This window comes from Burkholderia sp. IO2, assembly GCF_029522185.1.
Taxonomy (GTDB): domain Bacteria; phylum Pseudomonadota; class Gammaproteobacteria; order Burkholderiales; family Burkholderiaceae; genus Burkholderia; species Burkholderia cenocepacia.
Genome location: NZ_JAKWFH010000090.1, coordinates 1 through 17432 on the forward strand (window position 1 = coordinate 1; position 17432 = coordinate 17432).

Consider the following 17432-nt stretch of genomic DNA (forward strand, 5'->3'; position numbering starts at 1 on the left):
GGTCCAGCAGCCCAGTGCCTGAAGTGCCTTGCGATCGAGCAATTCTTCCTCCGACATCCTCAAAATCAGGTGTCAGATTATGCAATCGCTCGAAAACCCTCCACGGTTTCCTGCGATGAACCAAAAAGTAGCTGAGCCATTCGGCTTCCTTGCCGGCGATCAGCGCCTCCGGCAGGTCGGGCACCTGGTGGAACAGGAAGAACCAGTACGCGCGCGCCGTTTGCGCGGTCATGTTCTGCGCGACGATGCGCGTCGGCACGTTGTCCATCACGACGAGCCGCTCGACGCGTTCGGGGAAGTCCTTCGCGAAACGCGTCGCGACGCGTGCGCCGCGATCGTGCCCGACGAGCGCGATGCGCTCGATGCCGAGCGCGTCGAGCAGCGCGGCGAGATCGCGCGCCATGTTGCGCTTGTCGTAGCCGGCCGCGGGTTTGTCGGTTTCGCCGTAGCCGCGCAGGTCGGGCACGATCACGCGATAGTGCCGCGCGAGCACCGGAATCTGGAAGCGCCATGCAAAACTGGTTTCGGGGAAGCCGTGCAGCAGCACGACGACGGGCCCCGCGCCGGCATCGATGACGTGCTGGCGGATGCCGTTCGCCGTAACGGTGTGATGGGTGAGTGCGAGCGTGTCGGTCGTCATGGTGAGAATCCCGGTTCGATGCGGACGGTGCGCGATACGGTCGCGTCCGATGCTGCCCGAGCATAGGCCACGCGACGAACGTCGTGGCTGAATCGTTCTGAATCCCGGTGTGAGGCGGCGGCGTGGCGGCTGGCTCGTCTGCGGTCGTCGCGCGCATGCGTCACCGCGCCGCACCGCGCGTTCAGAACGATTCAGTTCGCCGCCGTGACTTTCAGGGCCGCCTTCCGTAGTCTTGTTCTAGAGCCGCCGCACGAGGCCGAAGCCCTTCGGCCGGCCCGGCCGGCGGCACAACCGGAACGGACCATGTCTTACCTGATCTCACCGGGAGCCGGCGTCGCAATCGGCCTCCTGCACCCCCTCGTGCGCGTGCAGTCGCCCGCGCCGCCGCTGATCGCGCTGGCGCGCCTGTTCGGCATCGTCGTCCGCGAGCATGCGATCCCGCTCGTGCCGGCGCCGCTGCGTGCGCTCGCCGCGCAGGCTCGCGATGCGGACCCCATCGACAAAACCGCGGAAGCCACGACATGCAGCCCGCGCAAGTAACGGCAGCGGGCGCGGCGGCCCCCGATCGCGTGCGCGGCGAGGACGTGTTTCTCGCCTCGATCGCCGGCTACGTCGACACGCTCGGCTTCGTCGCGCTGTTCGGGCTCTTTACCGCGCACGTCACCGGCAACTTCATCCTGATCGGCTCGGGCCTCGCCGGGGTCGGCCAGGGCCTCGTGATCAAGTGGCTCGCGTTTCCGGCATTCATCGCGGGCATCGTGGCCGCCCGCGTGCTCGATCACCGGATGCGCGTGCGGGGGCATGGCGTGCGGGCGCGCTCGCTGTACGCACTGCAGACGATCCTGCTGGCCGGATTCATGCTCGCGGGCGTCGCGGCGTCGCCGATCGGCAGCGCTGATGCGCCCGCGACGATCGTCTGCGGGCTGCTGGGTGCGGCGGCAATGGGCGTGCAGAACGCGCACGGCCGGCTGACCGCGCGCACCGTCGTCGCGAACACCGTTATGACCGGCAACGTCACGCAGGCGGTCATCGATGCATTCGACTGGCTCGTGCCGATCGCCGCGCCGGCCGAACGGGAAGCCGCACGCGCGCGGCTGCGACGCACGTTGCCGCCGGTCGCCGGTTTCGCGCTCGGCGCGGGCGCCGGGGCGAGCGCCTACCTGTACGCCGCGTTCTGGGCACTGGCGCTGCCGCTCGCGCTGCTTTGTTTCCTTACCTGGCGCGCCGGCCGGACCGGCGAACCCTCCGCGTCGCGCTGAGCGCCGGTTCCGCACGGCGTTCGTCGCGCACGCGGCGGGCGGCTACAGAAAGCGCAGCAGTGGTGAACCGGTCGACGAGGTCCGGGTGACCGAGCTGTTCGACCCACCAGCGTAACGCGCGCCCGGCTTCGTCGGCGCGCCACGCGATATAGTAATGGGTCGTGCCGCGCATGCCGGTGACTTTCCGCGCGACAAGCCTGCCTTGCGCGATCACGGGTGCCGCGATGCAGTCCGGGAGCGTACCCACCGCGAGTCCTTCGCATGTAGAACGCGTGGGCGTATGACCACATCATGTCGAATGGCAGTATCGCGGCGATGCAGACGCGAACTTCGGTTTCCCGACCTTGCTGCGCGCGCTGCGCCTTCCGTTCAAGCTGCTCGGCGGCATGAAGCAGACGACGGCCTTCCTCGACGACGACGCGGCCCGCGCGCGTGAGCTTCGCCCGACGCCCGCTGCGATCGAGCAACGCGACGTCGAGATCGCGCTCGCGCTTTTGTACGAGATATGTCGGTGCGGACGGCACGCGGTGCACCAACTGCGGCGTCAGCAAACGTACCGGTGCGGTCGATCGCGTCCAGTGCATCGAGTGCTTCGAAAGGCAGCTTCATGACGAGTTTCGCTACGACAAGGGTATCAGGCGGTGTCGCGCCGTCGAGCAACGCCGAACCCAATGTTGTTCACAATGGTTCGTCGTCCGATGTACCGAGGCACGCACGCATGTGTGCCGACGGCCGGGCCGCCGCCGCATTCGCTCGACGTCTGCCTGTCACGTCGGTGTCGATTCGCGGTGCTTCGCGGAAGCATCGGCGTGCGCGCCGGGCAGCGCGCCGAACATGTGCTGGCTGCACTTCGCGTCGCGCCATGCGGTTCCCAGGCGGATGCCATCGAACATCCGTCGCACCACGGGAAGAATCTGTTCGCCGACCAGAATGCCGAGCAGGCCAGCCAGGGCAACGGCGGGCGGCGCCGGCGATTGCACGCCGATCAGCGCGTAGACGACGCCGGCGAGGATGCCGGCGAGAAGCGAAGCAATATACGGTTTCATAGATATAGGACGGAATGACGGCCGTTAAAAATATGGATAAATACCGGTCTGGCGTCGATCCGAAAGTCTTGGGCCAGCCTATCAGGTCTGCGTGTTCATCGTTAGCCGATTCAATGAAATTCAGATCTTTTCAGTCTGAATTCAGAGCGCGGTGAGAATCAGAACAATTAACTGGTGCGGTCGAAATTTCGCGTATTGAATGACGCAGGCCGACTGCCGACGCTTCCGACATGGCGCATTGGATGCCTCGCGGATGCGTCGGCCGGGCAAGCCTCATTTTTCTCCGCGTCAAAGGACATCACCACCATGAGCAATCCGAAGCTTGAAGTACTTACTCCGCACAACAGCCAGCTGATCTTCATCGACCAGCAGCCGCAGATGGCGTTCGGCGTGCAGTCGATCGATCGTCAGACGCTGAAGAACAACGTCGTCGGGCTCGCGAAGGCCGCGAAGGTCTTCAACATCCCCACCACGATCACGACGGTCGAAAGCGAGAGCTTCTCGGGCCACACCTATCCCGAGCTGCTCGACGTGTTCCCGAACCAGAAGACGCTCGAACGCACGTCGATGAACTCGTGGGACGACCAGAAGGTGCGCGACGCGCTGGCCGCGAACGGCCGCAAGAAGGTGGTCGTGTCGGGTCTGTGGACCGAAGTCTGCAATACGACGTTCGCGCTCTGCGCGATGCTCGAAGGCGACTACGAAATCTACATGGTCGCCGACGCATCGGGCGGCACGACGCAGGCCGCGCACGATTTCGCGATGCAGCGCATGGTGCAGGCCGGCGTGGTGCCGGTCACGTGGCAGCAGGTCCTGCTCGAGTGGCAGCGCGACTGGGCGCACCGCGAGACGTATGACGCGGTGATGGCGATCGCGAAGGAGCATTCGGGCGCATACGGGATGGGTGTGGACTATGCGTACACGATGCTCCACAAGGCGCCGCAACGCACCGCGACGCCGCACGAGTCGATTCCGGCCGTTCCGGCGAAGTAAGCGCGGACGACCGGCGACCGCTGATGCCGGTGCGGCGGGTTCGATGTGAACGCGTCGCATGGGCTCCATTGCCGCGGGCGGCGGACGTGACCGAAACACGAATGCCGCCCGCGGCATGCGGGTCGAAATACAGCCCCTGCATTTGAAATTGTCCGGGAGATTTATTGCATGGAACCTTATCTGGTTTCCCTTGGCGCGGGTGTGCTGATCGGTGTGATTTACAGCGCCATCAAGGTTCGCTCTCCCGCACCGCCGCTGATTGCGCTGGTCGGGCTGCTCGGCATGCTGATCGGCGTACAAGCCTTACCCCCCGTGAAACAACTCTTTGGCTTCTGATCAACAAGAGATGATGCATATGACCGCAACCGTGACCCAACCGGATCTGATCCTGCATAACGGACGATTCACGACGCTCGATCGCACGAACCCCGTCGCGACGGCGGTCGCGATTGTCGCCGGACGCTTCGTTGCCGTCGGCAGCGAAGCGGACGTGATGCCGCTCGCGGGCCGCGCGACAAAGGTCGTCGATCTCGGCGGCCGCGGCGTGCTGCCGGGTCTGATCGACAACCACTGCCACGTGATTCGTGGCGGACTGAACTACAACATGGAACTGCGCTGGGACGGCGTGCCGTCGCTCGCGATCGCGATGGAGATGCTCAAGCAGCAGGTCGCGATCACGCCGGCGCCGCAGTGGGTGCGCGTGGTCGGCGGCTTCACCGAACATCAGTTCGTCGAGAAACGGCTGCCGACGATCGCCGAACTCAATGCAGTCGCGCCCGATACGCCTGTGTTCATCCTGCATTTGTACGATCGCGCGTTGCTGAATGCGGCGGCGCTGCGGGTGGTCGGCTACACGAAGGACACGCCGGAGCCGCCGGGCGGCACGATCCTGCGCGATGCCGCAGGCAACCCCACCGGCCTGCTGCTCGCGAACCCGAACGCGACGATCCTCTACGCGACACTCGCGAAAGGCCCGAAGCTGCCGTTCGAGTATCAGTACAACTCGACGCGCCACTTCATGCGCGAGCTGAACCGGCTGGGCGTGACGGGCGTGATCGACGCGGGCGGCGGTTCGCAGAATTATCCCGACGATTACGAAGTGATCCGCAAGCTGCACGACACGGGCGAGATGACGGTGCGGATCGCGTACAACCTGTTCACGCAGAAGCCGAATGCCGAGAAGGAAGACTTCGTGAACTGGACCAGGAGCGTCACGTATCACGACGGCACCGACTATTTCCGTCACAACGGCGCGGGCGAGATGCTGGCGTTTTCCGCGGCCGACTTCGAAGACTTCCGCGTGGCGCGGCCGGATCTGCCTGCGCAGATGGAGGATGACCTCGAAGGTGTCGTGCGCGTGCTGGCGGAAAACCGTTGGCCGTGGCGCATGCATGCGACCTATGACGAAACGATCAGCCGCGCGCTCGACGTGTTCGAGAAGGTCAACGAAGACATCCCGCTCGAAGGGCTGAACTGGTTCTTCGATCACGCGGAAACGATCACCGAGCAATCGATGGACCGGATCGCCGCGCTCGGCGGCGGTATCGCGGTGCAGCACCGGATGGCGTACCAGGGCGAATACTTCGTCGAGCGCTACGGCGCGCAAGCCGCGGAGGCGACGCCGCCTGTCGCGAAGATGCTCGCCAAGGGGCTCAAGGTGTCGGCCGGCACGGACGCGACACGCGTCGCGTCGTACAACCCGTGGGTGTCGCTCGCGTGGCTCGTGACGGGCAAGACGGTCGGCGGCCTGAGGATGTATCCGCAGCGCAACCTGCTCGATCGCGAAACCGCGCTGCGGATGTGGACCGAGTACGTGACGTGGTTCTCGAACGAGGAGGGCAAGAAAGGACGCATCGCGGTGGGGCAGTTCGCCGACTTGATCGTCCCGGACCGCGATTTCTTCGCGTGCGCGGAGGACGATATCGCCGGCACGACCGCGTTGCTGACGGTGGTCGACGGGAAGATCGTATGGGGCGCGGGGCCGTTCGCGTCGCACGACGCGCCGATCCCGCCGGCGATGCCGGACTGGTCGCCCGTTCGCGAGTTCGGGGGCTATGGCGGCTGGGGCGCGACGCAGCGCAACGGCGCACCGTTGCAACGCGCGGCCGCCGCCGCGATGTGCGGCTGCGCGAACGAATGCAACGTTCACCAGCATGCGCACGCGAACGCATGGGCAAACGCGTTGCCGACGTCCGACGCGAAGGGCTTCTGGGGTGCGTTCGGCTGTTCGTGCTGGGCGGTATGAGATGACGACGCGCCTCGTCTACGGAACTCGGCGTGGGTCCGCGTGCTGCTGTCGCAGCCATGGGTGCTGCCGGTCTCGCGTCTCATGCTGGTGTCCGCGTATTTGATCGCGGGCGTGTACACGCTGCTGGGTTTCGATGCGGCCGCCGCGGAGCAGGCGCACTTCGGCCTGCACCCCGGGTCCGTATGGGCGGCGATGGCGATCGTGGTCGAGATCGGCGGGCTCGTCCTCGTCACCGTGCTCAACGATAGGCGAGACCGGGCTGGCAGCGTTCCCGCCATTCGGTGACGTTGCGACGACCGTGTCGAAACGACGAGTCTGCGCCGTCTCCCGCGCGCGGTGCGCGTGTTTCTCGCCTGTCGTCCGGGCCGCCCGGACGAGTGGCCTGTATTCCGCTGAATCCGAATCCGCGCGCGGCGCCGTGCCGCGCGCGTCACCATCAAGGAGAAAACCGATGAATTCATTGAACCTGCGCGACATGCTGCGCATGACCGCCGCATCGTCGGCCGTGCTCGTCGCGCTGCTGGCCGGCGCGCCGACGCTCGCCGACGAAACCCACCTCGACGACATCGCATCGCCGGCCGCCGCGGCGCGGCCGCCAGCCGTTGCGGTCGGCCCGCAGTACGACACGACGCACGTGTGCGTCGCCCCCGAAGACTTCGACCGCTTCACCGACAGCTTCGTCGCGACCTTCGGCGGCAAGAAGTCGAAGCAGGGCGTGTTCCAGGTCACGCCGACGCCGAGCCAGACGATGTCGCAGCTGGTGCTGACGCCGGTCGGCACGATCTCGGTGTTCGGCTTCAAGACGCCGATCCCGTACCCGTTCTGCGAGGAACGCACCGGCTATCTCGTCACCGACATGGACGTCGCGGTGAAGTCGGCGCGCGCGCATGGCGCGGACATCGTCGTATCGACGTTTCCCGACCCGATCGGACGCGACGCGATCGTTCGCTGGCCGGGCGGCGTGAACATGCAGCTGTACTGGCATACGCAGGCGCCGAACTACGACGCGCTGCAGACGGTGCCGGAGAATCGCGTGTACGTGTCGCCGGAAAGCGCGAGCAAGCTCGCACGCAACTTCGCCGCGTTCTCGCACGGCAAGATCGTGTCGGACGTGCGCCATGCGCCGGGCATCGAGATCGGCCGGCCGAACGATACGTACCGCCGCATTCGCATCGAATCGGGCTTCGGCAAGATGACCGTGCTCGCGACCGACGGTCACCTGCCGTACCCGTTCGGGCGTGAAATGACGGGCTACGAAGTGGCCGATCTCGCCGCGACGCTGAAGCAGGCCGAAGCCGCGGGCGTGACGGTGCTGGTGCCGCCGTTCAAATCGGACGGCCGCGACGCGGCGCTCGTGCAGTTCCCGGGCGGCTATGTCGCCGAAATCCACGCGCGGTCGAAATGACGGTGCGCCGGCCGATGAAGCGATCGTGGCGCGGCGCGCTGCCGTGCGTCGTGCTGGCGGGCGGCGCCGCGTTGCATGCGGGTTCGGCCGTCGGCGCCGATGCCGAGGCGGCGGGCGGCGCGGCCGCGTCGCCGGCTGCCGCCGCGGCGTCGTGCACCGCGAAACGCCCGACGGTGCTGTTCAACCGCTGGCAGGAGGACTGGTCGGTGTTCGCGAATCCGTGCGTGCCGCGCAAGCCGTTCGACGCGCTGAAATACATACGGCTCGGCGACGATCCGTCGACCTACCTGTCGCTCGGCGCGAACCTGCGCGAGCGCTTCGAACTGAACAACGCGCCGCTGTTCGGCCTCGGCGCCGCGCACGACGACAATTACGTGATCCAGCGCGCGAACGTGCACGCGGACCTGCGCTATCGCGGGCACTTCCAGGCGTTCGTGCAGTTCGTCGATGCGCGGCCGTTCGGCAAGGACACGGTCGGCCCGGTCGACAAGGATCAGCTCGACCTCGAGCAGGCGTTCGTCGCGTACGTCGATCAACTGGGGCCGGGCACGTTCAAGACGCGGATCGGCCGGCAGGAGATGGCGTTCGACTTGCAGCGCTTCGTGTCGGTGCGCGACGGCCCGAACGTGCGGCAGGCGTACGACGGACTGTGGACCGATTACGAAATCGGCAAATGGCGCCTGATCGGCTACGTGACGCGCCCGGTGCAGTATCGCAATGCGGCCGCGTTCGACGACGTGTCGAACCGCCACCTGCGATTCGACGGCGTGCGCGTCGAGCGCACCGGCACGGGGCCCGGCGATCTGTCCGCGTACTGGTCGCGCTATACGCGCGACAACGCGCGCTATCCGGATGCGTCCGGCACCGAACGGCGCGACGTGTTCGACATGCGTTACGCGGGCAAGGCCGACGGGCTCGACTGGGACGTCGAGGCGATGCTGCAGACGGGCCACGTCGGGCAGGACACGGTCGGCGCGTGGGCGTTCGGCGCGCTGGGCGGCTACACGTTCGCGAAGACGGCCGGCACGCCGCGCATCGGCATCCAGGTCGACGGTGCATCGGGCGACGCGCATCCGGGCGACCGGCGCGTCGGCACGTTCAACCCGATGTTTCCGAACGGCTATTACTTCACGCTCGCCGGCTATACCGGGTACAGCAACCTGATCCACGTGAAACCGTCGCTGACCTTCAAGCCGGCCAGCTCGGTGACGGTGCTCACCGCCGTCGGCTTCCAGTGGCGGCAGACGACGGCCGACGCGATCTACGGGCAGGGGATGTCGGCGGTGCCGGGCACGGCGGGCAAGGGCGGCGCATGGACGGGGATGTACGCGCAGGCGCGCGTCGACTGGCTCGTGAACGCGAACGTCGCGCTCGCGCTGGAGGCCGTGCACTTCCAGCTCGGCTCGTCGATTCGCGCACTCGGCGCGCGCAACGCCGACTACGTCGGGATGGAAGCGAAGTTCGGCTGGTGACGCATGGCATCGCTCGTGTCGCCCGTCTCAGGGCTGCGCGCGAGCGAGCGATTCGACGAAATCGATGAACGCGGTCACGCGCTTCGAGCCGCGCTGGTTCGGCAGGTACAGCGCGGTGATCACCGCGCGCGCCGAGCCCGGCGTCACGTCGTATTGATCGAACAGCCGTTGCAGGCGGCCGGCTTCGAGGTCCGTATCGACCAGCCAGTCGGGCAGCAGCGCGATGCCGGCGCCGTCGAGCGCGGCCTCGCGCAGCACTTCGCTGTGGTTCGATTTCAGCCGCCCGGTGACGACGACCTGCGTCGTGCGTGGCGCACCCACGAACGTCCACGTCTGCTGGTCGACGCCGAAATGAAAGCGCAGGCACGCGTGATCGACCAGTTCGGCCGGCGTCGCGGGCGTGCCGTGCGCGTCGAGGTAGGCGCGGCTCGCGACCACGTAGCGCCGGAACGTGCCGAGCGGGCGCGCGACGACTTCCGCGGTTGGCGCCGCGTCGCCGAGCCGGATCGCGACGTCGATTCGCGCGGATACGAGATCGACGCGTTCGTCGGTGAGTTGCAGGTCGAGGTCGAGCTTCGGATGGCGGGCGACGAACGCGGCGACGTGCGGCGCGAGGCGGCGCAGCCCGTAGGCGACCGGGACCGACACGCGCAGCGGGCCGGACGGCGCGTCGCCGCGGTCGGCCACCAGCGCGTCGGCATCGGCGAGTTCGCCGAGCACGCGTTTCGCTCGCGCATAGTAGACGGCGCCCGCATCGGACAGCGTGACCTGCCGCGTCGTGCGGTTCAGCAGCACGGTGCCGAGCGACGCTTCGAGCGCGTCCACCGCGCGCACGACCGACGAAGCGGCGAGATCGAGCCGGCGCCCTGCGCTCGAGAAGCCGCCGGCTTCCGCGACTTCGACGAAGGCGCGCAGCGCGGAGAATTTGTCCATGGGGTCGTCCTTGGGCGGGGTGCAACGTCGCGTTGCATGCGGATCGCATTCTAGCGCCGGGTCGCGCGGCAGCCCCGTCCGTGCGCTGCGTCTTCAGGACAATTCAGGCAGCGCTCAGGATTTTCGCCATGGCGCCCGATAAGCTGCGCGACATCGCGTGTCGCGCGGGCCGTTCCATTCGTGGCCGGGCGCGCGTACGGTTCGTCACGGAGAACACATGAAGACCCTGTTCCGGCACGCGTGCGTCGCGCAGGCGGCGCGTTTGCTGATCGTGGCCGGGTGCGCGGGCCTGTTGGCGCCTGCGGCATTTGCGCAAGCCGGCGTGCCGTCCGACGCGGCGTCCGGTGTGCCGCCCGACGCTCCCGTGCCCGCCGCGGGCCGGCAGCCCCCCGGCTTCTATCGGCAGAAGATCGGCGACTTCACGGTGATCGCGCTGTCCGACGGCACTCATCCGTTTCCGGTCGACACGGTGTTCCGCGACATCTCGAAGGACGAGATCCGGCGCGATCTCGATCGCGCCTTCCTGGAGCCGCCCGTGCAAGGGTCGATCAACGCGTTCCTGGTCGATACCGGATCGAAGCGGATTCTCGTCGATGCGGGCGCCGGCACGCTGTACGGCGACTGCTGCGGCAAGCTGCTCGACGACCTGCGCGCGGCCGGCTACGCGCCCGCGCAGATCGACGAAGTGCTGCTCACGCACCTGCACAAGGACCATGTCGGCGGCATTGCGTCGAATGGCGCGATGACGTTTCCGAATGCCGTCGTGCGGGTGAACGCGGTCGAGGCCGCGTACTGGCTCGATCCGGCCAACAAGGCGCACGCGCCGGCGTTCCTCGCGTCGTTCTTCGATGCGGCCGCCGCGGCGGTCGCGCCTTACGTCGCGGCCGGCCGCTTCAAGACGTTTCGCGGCGACGCGACGCTCGCGCCCGGCATTCGCGCGGTGCCGATGCCCGGCCATACGCCGGGCCATACGGCCTATCTGATCGAGAGCGGCAACGCGGGCCTGCTCGCGTGGGGCGACATCGTGCACGTGGCGGCGATCCAGTTGCGCGACGTCGACGCGACGGTCCAGTACGACAGCGATGCCGGCACGGCCCGCCGCACGCGGCGCGACACGCTGAAGCGCGTCGCGGCTCGACGCTATCTCGTCGGTGCCGCGCATATCGCGTTTCCCGGGCTCGGGCATTTGCGCCGCGACGGTGCGCAGTACGACTGGGTGCCGGTCAACTACGACGCGACGCCGGTGCGGTGACGGCCCGGCGTGCGCCCATGCCGGTCAGCGCGACCGTGCGCGCCGCCACGCGCCGGGCGGATGACCGACGATCCGCGCGAACAGGCGGTTCAGATGGCTCTGATCGGCGAAGCCGCACGCGACCGCGATGTCGGCCAGCGTCATGTCGGACGTCTCGATCAGCTCGCGAGCGCGCATCACGCGCTGTTCGAGCAGCCACTGGTGCGGCGTGCGGCCGGTGGTGCGCGAGAACGCGCGGATGAAATACCCGCGCGACAGGTCGCATTCGTTCGCCACTTCCTCGATCGACACGCCGAGGTCCGCCTTTTCCATCAACAGTTCCTTGGCGAGCGCGACCTTCGCGGGAGACAGCACGCCCTTGTGCTCGAGTTCGCGCGTGCGCGCGTTGCCGTAGCGGCGCACGAGATGCGCGCCCATCGCGAGCCCGACCTGTTCGATGAACAGCGCGTTCAGCGGGCCGGGTGTGTCGAGGCTGTCGGCCACCGCGTGCGCGAGATGCCCGAGCACCGGGTCGCGCGCATCGACGCGGCACGTGAGGCCGTCGACCGGGCTGCCGCCGTGCTCGGGGCCGATGCGCGCCAGATACGCATGCGGCAGCTCGACCAGCACGAAGTCGAAGTTGCCGTACAGGTCGGCGTGGAAATGACGGGAAAAATCGCGAATGTAGATCGAGTGGTGCTGGAACCGGCGCTCGCTCGCGCCGGCACGCCCGTAGAGCGTGCGGCGGTGGCCGCCGTTCAGCGACACGCCGACCAGGAAGCCGCGGTCGCACGCGGGCATCTCGATGCGTTCGACGTGCGCTTCGCGCATGCATTTGCGGTGGAGCTTCAAGCCGCCGGATGTCGTCTCGACATCCTTCGCCAGCAGGCTCGACACGCAGCCGAGCGTGTCTTTCGGCCGCCGCGAAGGCGTTGCCACCGGCGCGGCGATGACGGTGTCTGACATGGAATTCCCCAGCGAGGGACTCGGAGCGTGAAATGACGAGTCCAGTTTAGATGCGCACGCGAACGTTCAAAATGAATTTGCATAAACGTCCGCTCGTCATCCTGACAGATTGCTTTCAATACGTGTGCGCGGTGAGTGCGTACCCCGGCGCAAGGCCTGCGCGCGCGGCCCGGCAGAGTATAGCGCCCTACTTTTACACGCAAGTGATCGTGGCGATCGCGTCCGTGCGAGATGCTCGGGCAGCGCATTTTCCTTCAAGATTTTCACGGCATGCCCGTCTACACTCGGTCCGGAATTCGACATTTTCGTCCGGTGCAAGGGTGCGCCGGACGCGGACTTCCTGACGGGTGAACTGCCGCGTTCATTCGCCAGCCATCCCGAGGAACCCGGAGGCGGCCATGATCCAGATCGGAACTTTGTCGGTGGACTTCGAGCAACGCGACATTCGCCGTCACGGCGCGTCGCTGCGCATCGGCGCGCGCGCGCTCGACATTCTCGAAGTCCTGCACCGCGCGAGCGGTTCGGTCGTGTCGAAAGACGACATCATGGATGCGGTCTGGCCGGGCCTGATCGTCGAGGAAAACCGGCTTCAGGTGCATGTGGCCACGCTGCGCAAGGCGCTCGGCGCGAGCCGCGATCTGATCAAGACGGTGCCCGGACGCGGCTACCTGCTGGTTGCGAGCGCGTCGCCCGGCCCGGATCTCGTGCCCGCGGCCGAAGCGCCGGCCGTCGCCGTACCGCCGGCCGTCGCGCCGCTGCCGGATGCCTGCGCGTCGTCGCTGCTCGCGCCGCTGGTCGGGCGCGACGCCGAAATCGCGCAGATCGTCGACATGCTCGAACGCACGCCGGTTATCACGCTCGTCGGCGCGGGCGGCATCGGCAAGACGAGTCTTGCGATGCGCGTCGCGCACGGCGTGCGCAGCCGCGCGCACGAGCGCGTGCTGTTCGTGGAACTGGCGCGCGCGTCGACGCGCGACGACATGCTGATCGCGCTCGCCGCCGAACTCGGCCTCGATACGTCCGGCGTGCCCGCCATCGACCGCATCGGCGACGCGTTCGCGACGTCGCGCTGCCTGTTGGTACTCGACAACGCGGAGCACATCGTCGATCTGGTGGCGAGCCTCGTCGAAACGCTGACGTCGAGCGCCGGCTCGCTGCGCGTGCTCGTGACGAGCCGCGAGCCGCTGCACATCTCGGCCGAAGCGGTGCTGCGCATGAGCCCGCTCGCGGTGCCGGACGGCAATGCCTCCGCGGCGGAAATCGTCCGTTGTTCGGCCGTCGAGCTGTTCCTGGAACGCGTGCGCGCGGCCGCGCCGGATTGCGCGGTCGACGAAGCCGGCGTGCGGCTGATCGGCGACATCTGCCGGCGCCTCGACGGGCTGCCGCTCGCGATCGAACTGGCGGCGGCGCGCGTGGCGACGCTCGGGCTCGCGGTCGTCGCGTCGCGCCTCGACGACCGGCTGAATCTGCTGACGGGCGGGCTGCGCTCGGCGCTGCCGCGTCATCAGACGCTGCGCGCGACGTTCGACTGGAGCTATGTGCTGCTCGACCGGGCCGCGCGCGCGCTGTTTCGCCGGATGGGATGCTTCATCGGGCCGTTTTCGTTCGATGCCGCGCGCGCGGTCGCGACCGAGCCCGGCACCTCGGCCGCGGACATGATCGCGGTGCTCGGCGAGCTGGTGGCGAAATCGTTGGTGACCGTCGAATTCGACGGCGCGTATGCGCGCTACCGGCTGACCGAATCGACGCGCGCGTACGCGCTGGAAAAACTGCACAACGAGGGCGAGTTCGAGCGCATCGTCGCGCGCCATGCGGAGTACGAGCGGGAACGGGCCCATGCGCGTCCCGCGGCGCCCGTGATGCTCGCCGACGTGCAGCCCGCCGATGCGCCCGCGCCGGCCGTGGACGAACCGGTGGACGCCGCCGAAGCCGCGGGCGTGCCCGAGCCCGACCGGCTGGCGCGGGCGTTGCTGGAGCCGTCGCGGATGCGCGCGTGCACGGCGCGGGCGCGCCAGGTACTCGACGGGCTGGACACGGACGCCACGGGCCCGGTCGACGTCGCGCGCGAGATGCGGCTGCGGGCGGCCTGCGCGTCGGCGCTGCTGCATACCGACGGCGACGCACTCGCCGCCGCCGCGATGTGGGACCGTACGCTCGGTCTTGCCACGCACATCGGCGACGATGCGTTCGACGCGCGCGCGCTGGTCGGGCTGTGGAACACGATGCTGACGCTGTCGGACATTCACGAATCGCTGCGCTACGCGACGCGCTTCGAGCGGGCGGCCGAGCGGCGCGGCGACCGGTCGCAGCGGTTGCTGGCCAACACGATGGTCGCGACGTCGCTGCATTACTTCGGCGAGCATGCGCAGGCGCGCGAGCGGCTGGAAGCGGCGACGGCCGAGCTGGCCGACGCGGGCGAACCGCCGTGCGCGCAGGCCGCGCTGGGCGTCGACATGGCGACGCTGGGGCGCACGATGCTGATCCGTCTGCTCTGGATGCAGGGCGAGCCGGAACACGCGATGCGCGTCGCCGCGCAAGCGGTCGAGCATGCGCGCCGCGACCCGTCGCCCCTCCCGCTGTGCATCGTGCTCGGCGCGGCCGCCGTGCCGATCGCGCTGCGCTACGGCGATCACGACATCACCTCCGACTATCTCGCGACGCTGCGCGCGACCGCCGACGCACACGGTTTCGACATCTGGCGCAGTCACGCGGAATGCCTGACGGGCCAGTTCGACATCCAGGCCGGCCATCCCGGCGCGGGCCTCGCCCGGCTCGAGCCCGCGCTGCTGCGCGTCGAGGCGAGCAGCTTCCGGCGCGTGCTCGCACCGTTGACCGTCGCATACGCGGAGGGCCTTGTGCGGACCGGCCGCGCCGATGAAGCGTGCACCCGGCTCGATGCGACGCTCGCACGCTGCCGCGCGCACGGCGAGCACCTGTTCGTCCCCGAACTGCTGCGCGTGAGAGGTGTCGCGATGCTCGAACAGGCGCGCATCGTCGGCGCGGATCTCGCGGTGGCGTACGAGGCCGACGGGCATCGCCATCTGCAGATGGCGATCCAGACCGCGAACGCGCAGGGCGCCGCGATGTGGGCGCTGCGCAGCTCGCTCGATCTCGCCGATCACCTGATCGAGCGCGGGCATACCGCGCAGGCGTCGGCGCTGGTCGCCGGCGTCGCGCGGCACTTCGATCCGCATTCGCGCGCCCACGACGTGCGCCGTTTGCTGCGCGTGCAGAGCTTCGTCCGTCAGGGTGCGCCGCTCGCGCCGTGCCTGACGCGCGCGCGACGCGATACCGCCGACGCGGCGCAGCAGGCGGCATGACGATGCGCGAACCCGGTACGGCCGCGCGGCCGCGCGATAGCAGCATGCATGCCGATGCGTGCGGTGCGGCCGCTTTCCCGCGTTCGACGAGCGGCAGGGCGGCCCGCGCCGCGTCGCACGCGGGTGCGCACGGGAGGCCCGACGGTGCTTAGAGCGACGGAACCCGCGCGTTCGGCGGACCTCGTCGTGTTCAACGGAAAGATCGCGACCCAGGACGAACGGCGCTCGTTCGTCCGCGCGCTCGCCGTGAAGGACGGGACCATCGTCGCGACCGGCGACGATCGCGACGTGCTGCGCCATGCGCACGACGACACCGCCTGTATCGATCTGAACGGTCGTACCGTGATTCCGGGCCTGATCGACGCGCACCTGCAGGCGATCCGCGGCGGCATGAACTTCAACCTCGAGGTGCGCTGGGACGGCGTGCCGTCGCTGGCCGATGCGCTCGAGCTGCTGGGCCGGCAGGTACGACGCACGCCCGCGCCGCAATGGGCGCGCGTGGCGGGCGGCTGGAGCGCGCTGCAGTTCGCAGAAAAGCGCGGCCCGACGACGGCCGAGCTCAACGCGATCGCGCCCGACACGCCGGTATTCGTCCAGCATCTGGCCGACAGTGCGTGGCTGAATGCAGCCGCGCTGCGCGCGCTCGGCTACGGGCGCGACACGCCCGATCCGCCCGGCGGCGAACTGCGGCGCGATCGCCATGGGCGACCGACCGGGCTGCTGCTCGCGCGTCCGGACCCGGCGGTGCTGGGCGCGGTGCTCGCCCGCGCGCCGAGGCTCGATGCGGCCGACCGGGTCAACTCGACGCGGCAGTTCATGCACGCGCTGAACCGCGTCGGCGTGACGAGCGCGATCGACGCCGGCGGCGACGGCCTCGCGTATCCGGACGACTATGCGGCGGTCGAGACGCTCGCGCGGCGCGGCGAATTGACGACCCGCATTGCCTATGCGCTGGGCGCTCGGCATGCCGGCCGGGAGCTCGACGATTTCGCGAAATGGATCGCGCTGACCGCGCCCGGCGACGGTGACGCATTCCTGCGCGCGAGCGGCGCGGGCGAGCGATTGCTGTTCTCGGCGGTCGATCTCGGGAATTTCCTCGAACCGCGCGTCGAGCTGCCCGCGTCCGTCGAGGTCGAACTGGCGGCCATCGTCCGGCTGCTCGTGCAGCATCGCTGGCCGTTCCGGCTACAGGCGACCTACGACGAATCGATCGGCCGCTTTCTCGACGTGTTCGAAGCGGTGGACCGCGACACGCCGTTCGACGGGCTGCGCTGGTGCTTCGACCGCTGCGAGACGATTTCGGATGCCAATATCGCGCGGGTCGCGGCGCTGGGCGGCGGCATCACCGTGCAGCCGCGCATGGCGTTCCAGGGCGAAGCCTTCATCGCGCGCCATGGTGCGGCGGCGGCCACGCGCGCGCCGCCGCTCCGCGCGATGCTCGCGGCCGGGCTGCCGGTCGGTGCGGGGTCCGGCGCGATGGGCGCGGCGAGCTACAACCCGTTCGTCGCGCTGTACTGGATGGTGTCGGGACGCAGCGTGGGCGGCACTGCGCTGTATCCGGCGCGCAACCGGCTCGGTCGGATGGAGGCGCTGCGCCGCTACACGGTCGGCAGCGCGTGGTTTTCCGCGGACGAGCACCGCAAGGGCGCGCTGGTGCCCGGCCGGTACGCCGATTTCGCGGTGCTGAGCGACGATTACTTCTCGATCGATGCGCGGCGCATCCCGACGCTGTCGTCGGTGCTGACGGTCGTCGATGGCAAGGTCGTGCACGCGGAACAGGAATTCTCGCCGCTTGCGCCGCCGCCGCCGCCCGTCAGCCCCGCGTGGTCGCCGGTCGCCGCAGGCGGCGCCGCCGACGCGGCGGGCGCCGACGGGCGCGACCGTTCGCGTGCCTCGGCGGCGGGCGACGCGTGCGTGGC

At 68.7% G+C, this 17432-nt stretch carries 15 protein-coding genes and 1 pseudogene; 11 read left to right on the forward strand and 5 right to left on the reverse strand.

Annotated features, from left to right (window positions below; all coding sequences use genetic code 11):
- The coding region (locus tag MMB92_RS33235) for an alpha/beta fold hydrolase (protein WP_277563213.1) at nucleotides 1–640 on the reverse strand (640 nt) is incomplete at its 3' end.
- A gap of 303 nt (nucleotides 641–943) precedes the next feature.
- On the opposite strand from MMB92_RS33235, the gene MMB92_RS33240 reads away from it, so the two are divergent.
- Together MMB92_RS33240 and MMB92_RS33245 are read left to right on the forward strand one after the other, a co-directional pair.
- Nucleotides 944–1180: a DUF1427 family protein gene (locus MMB92_RS33240; protein WP_034203710.1), complete on the forward strand. Its 237-nt coding sequence runs from the start codon at nucleotides 944–946 to the stop codon at nucleotides 1178–1180.
- Nucleotides 1162–1899: a YoaK family protein gene (locus tag MMB92_RS33245; protein WP_006484378.1), complete on the forward strand. Its 738-nt coding sequence runs from the start codon at nucleotides 1162–1164 to the stop codon at nucleotides 1897–1899. Before MMB92_RS33240 ends, MMB92_RS33245 begins: the two co-directional genes overlap by 19 nt.
- Here the strand turns inward: MMB92_RS33245 and MMB92_RS33250 are convergent.
- Both MMB92_RS33250 and MMB92_RS33255 read right to left on the reverse strand, forming a co-directional pair.
- Nucleotides 1853–2508: pseudogene (locus tag MMB92_RS33250) on the reverse strand (LysR family transcriptional regulator). The gene MMB92_RS33245 and the pseudogene MMB92_RS33250 overlap by 47 nt on opposite strands.
- A gap of 158 nt (nucleotides 2509–2666) precedes the next feature.
- Complete coding sequence (locus tag MMB92_RS33255) at nucleotides 2667–2945, reverse strand: XapX domain-containing protein (protein ID WP_060211395.1); 279 nt, start codon at nucleotides 2943–2945, stop codon at nucleotides 2667–2669.
- A 306-nt stretch (nucleotides 2946–3251) separates the two neighbouring features.
- Between MMB92_RS33255 and MMB92_RS33260 the strand changes: the two genes are divergently transcribed.
- From MMB92_RS33260 to MMB92_RS33285, 6 genes are all read left to right on the forward strand, one after another.
- Complete coding sequence (locus MMB92_RS33260) at nucleotides 3252–3938, forward strand: hydrolase (protein ID WP_006498490.1); 687 nt, start codon at nucleotides 3252–3254, stop codon at nucleotides 3936–3938.
- A gap of 168 nt (nucleotides 3939–4106) precedes the next feature.
- Complete coding sequence (locus tag MMB92_RS33265) at nucleotides 4107–4274, forward strand: DUF1427 family protein (protein WP_006484386.1); 168 nt, start codon at nucleotides 4107–4109, stop codon at nucleotides 4272–4274.
- 19 nt (nucleotides 4275–4293) lie between these two features.
- Complete coding sequence (locus MMB92_RS33270; RefSeq protein WP_277563214.1) at nucleotides 4294–6183, forward strand: amidohydrolase; 1890 nt, start codon at nucleotides 4294–4296, stop codon at nucleotides 6181–6183.
- A gap of 42 nt (nucleotides 6184–6225) precedes the next feature.
- Nucleotides 6226–6471, forward strand: a complete 246-nt coding sequence (locus MMB92_RS33275; RefSeq protein ID WP_048986070.1) for a DoxX family membrane protein — start codon at nucleotides 6226–6228, stop codon at nucleotides 6469–6471.
- A 166-nt stretch (nucleotides 6472–6637) separates the two neighbouring features.
- Nucleotides 6638–7591, forward strand: coding sequence for a hypothetical protein (locus tag MMB92_RS33280; protein WP_062885711.1), 954 nt, complete (start codon nucleotides 6638–6640; stop codon nucleotides 7589–7591).
- A 14-nt stretch (nucleotides 7592–7605) separates the two neighbouring features.
- The gene (locus tag MMB92_RS33285; RefSeq protein WP_062886080.1) at nucleotides 7606–9063 is read left to right on the forward strand and encodes an alginate export family protein; all 1458 of its coding nucleotides are present in this window, start codon (nucleotides 7606–7608) and stop codon (nucleotides 9061–9063) included.
- 27 nt (nucleotides 9064–9090) lie between these two features.
- Here the strand turns inward: MMB92_RS33285 and MMB92_RS33290 are convergent, their stop codons facing one another.
- Nucleotides 9091–9996 carry a LysR family transcriptional regulator gene (locus tag MMB92_RS33290; RefSeq protein WP_006485988.1) on the reverse strand — a complete coding sequence of 302 codons (906 nt, stop codon included), beginning with the start codon at nucleotides 9994–9996 and terminating at the stop codon, nucleotides 9091–9093.
- Between the two features lie 217 nt (nucleotides 9997–10213).
- Here MMB92_RS33290 and MMB92_RS33295 point away from each other — a divergent pair, with 217 nt between their 5' ends.
- The gene (locus MMB92_RS33295; RefSeq protein WP_060266421.1) at nucleotides 10214–11248 is read left to right on the forward strand and encodes an MBL fold metallo-hydrolase; all 1035 of its coding nucleotides are present in this window, start codon (nucleotides 10214–10216) and stop codon (nucleotides 11246–11248) included.
- Between the two features lie 24 nt (nucleotides 11249–11272).
- Here the strand turns inward: MMB92_RS33295 and MMB92_RS33300 are convergent, their stop codons facing one another.
- Nucleotides 11273–12193 (reverse strand): AraC family transcriptional regulator, encoded by a 921-nt coding sequence (locus MMB92_RS33300; RefSeq protein ID WP_006485986.1) that lies wholly within the window; start codon nucleotides 12191–12193, stop codon nucleotides 11273–11275.
- 398 nt (nucleotides 12194–12591) lie between these two features.
- Here MMB92_RS33300 and MMB92_RS33305 point away from each other — a divergent pair, with 398 nt between their 5' ends.
- Nucleotides 12592–15513: a winged helix-turn-helix domain-containing protein gene (locus tag MMB92_RS33305; protein ID WP_277563215.1), complete on the forward strand. Its 2922-nt coding sequence runs from the start codon at nucleotides 12592–12594 to the stop codon at nucleotides 15511–15513.
- Between the two features lie 144 nt (nucleotides 15514–15657).
- On the forward strand, nucleotides 15658–17432 hold a 1775-nt coding region (locus MMB92_RS33310; RefSeq protein ID WP_277563216.1), incomplete at its 3' end, for an amidohydrolase.

Bases quoted from the DNA above. Each gene is read 5' to 3' on its own strand.
- MMB92_RS33240 (WP_034203710.1), top strand. From the start codon at position 944: ATGTCTTACCTGATCTCACCGGGAGCCGGCGTCGCAATCGGCCTCCTG.
- MMB92_RS33245 (WP_006484378.1), top strand. From the start codon at position 1,162: ATGCAGCCCGCGCAAGTAACGGCAGCGGGCGCGGCGGCCCCCGATCGC.
- MMB92_RS33255 (WP_060211395.1), bottom strand. From the start codon at position 2,945: ATGAAACCGTATATTGCTTCGCTTCTCGCCGGCATCCTCGCCGGCGTC.
- MMB92_RS33260 (WP_006498490.1), top strand. From the start codon at position 3,252: ATGAGCAATCCGAAGCTTGAAGTACTTACTCCGCACAACAGCCAGCTG.
- MMB92_RS33265 (WP_006484386.1), top strand. From the start codon at position 4,107: ATGGAACCTTATCTGGTTTCCCTTGGCGCGGGTGTGCTGATCGGTGTG.
- MMB92_RS33270 (WP_277563214.1), top strand. From the start codon at position 4,294: ATGACCGCAACCGTGACCCAACCGGATCTGATCCTGCATAACGGACGA.
- MMB92_RS33280 (WP_062885711.1), top strand. From the start codon at position 6,638: ATGAATTCATTGAACCTGCGCGACATGCTGCGCATGACCGCCGCATCG.
- MMB92_RS33285 (WP_062886080.1), top strand. From the start codon at position 7,606: ATGAAGCGATCGTGGCGCGGCGCGCTGCCGTGCGTCGTGCTGGCGGGC.
- MMB92_RS33290 (WP_006485988.1), bottom strand. From the start codon at position 9,996: ATGGACAAATTCTCCGCGCTGCGCGCCTTCGTCGAAGTCGCGGAAGCC.
- MMB92_RS33295 (WP_060266421.1), top strand. From the start codon at position 10,214: ATGAAGACCCTGTTCCGGCACGCGTGCGTCGCGCAGGCGGCGCGTTTG.
- MMB92_RS33300 (WP_006485986.1), bottom strand. From the start codon at position 12,193: ATGTCAGACACCGTCATCGCCGCGCCGGTGGCAACGCCTTCGCGGCGG.
- MMB92_RS33305 (WP_277563215.1), top strand. From the start codon at position 12,592: ATGATCCAGATCGGAACTTTGTCGGTGGACTTCGAGCAACGCGACATT.